1 protein-coding gene is annotated in these 243 nt (G+C 48.1%); it reads right to left on the bottom strand.

Annotation, left to right across the window (positions count from 1 at the left end; translation table 11 throughout):
- Positions 1-129 precede the first annotated feature (129 nt).
- The coding region (locus RTW80_RS30470) for an extensin family protein (RefSeq protein ID WP_312721970.1) at positions 130-243 on the bottom strand (114 nt) is incomplete at its 5' end.

Raw genomic sequence — 243 nt, 5'->3', positions numbered from 1 at the left:
ATTAGCAAGTTACGCGCAATGACATAGCGCCAGAGATGCGGCCTTGCAGACTTTGGTGTTTTATCTTCCCAGTCATCATATTTGTGAAATAAGTCACAATTTATCCAATTTTTGGCGGAAGATTATGCTTCATCGACATAATCCATAGCCGCGCATCCCCAGATGGAAATGGTTGGCATGGGCGGCATTATAGTCCGGCCCCAGACCGTTACCGTAATAGCCACAGCTTGCCGAGAGCAGGGC

Origin of the sequence: Escherichia sp. AM3 (assembly GCF_032029835.1) — a bacterium.
GTDB classification, from domain to species: Bacteria; Pseudomonadota; Gammaproteobacteria; order Enterobacterales; family Enterobacteriaceae; genus Escherichia; species Escherichia coli.
This window is presented reverse-complemented; position numbering and strand designations above follow the sequence as displayed.